This window comes from Paracraurococcus lichenis (genome assembly GCF_030657435.1).
GTDB classification, from domain to species: Bacteria; Pseudomonadota; Alphaproteobacteria; order Acetobacterales; family Acetobacteraceae; genus Paracraurococcus; species Paracraurococcus lichenis.
Window position 1 is genome coordinate 1 of sequence record NZ_JAUTWS010000499.1, and the last position, 425, is coordinate 425.

Here is a 425-nt window from a genome sequence, read left to right on the forward strand (position 1 = left end):
AACAGGTCGCGCCGGCGGGCGAACAGCGCCTCCTCGATCTGGTCTTTGACGCAGCGTGGGGCGAAGGGCGTGGCGTGCGCCTGATCGCCGTACAAGGCGTCCAGCTCCTCCCCGAGCCAGGCCATGGCACGGTAGAGGTGGTGCAGCGCCAGGCCATCGACGTCCGGAACGGCGTAGTCCTCGATCCACTTGTCGCAAGCGCGGTCGGAGCCGGAGACAAAGAGCCGGTGCAGGACGGTGGCGAAGATGGCGCGCTCGACGTTGAACTCGAAGCCGCGGCTGGCGAGCAGCTCCTTGATCACCGCCGCGCAGCCGGTCTGCTCCCATAGGCGTCCGAACAGCAGCGGGCCGCCGATGCGGCGGCAGGCGATTGCGCCCGTGGCCATCTGCGAGAGGATGATGCTGTGCTCGCTGTGCCGGGCGAG

1 pseudogene is annotated in these 425 nt (G+C 68.9%); it reads right to left on the bottom strand.

Annotated elements, in window-relative coordinates:
• Positions 1-425: pseudogene (locus tag Q7A36_RS40970) on the bottom strand (IS1634 family transposase); the annotation flags it as partial.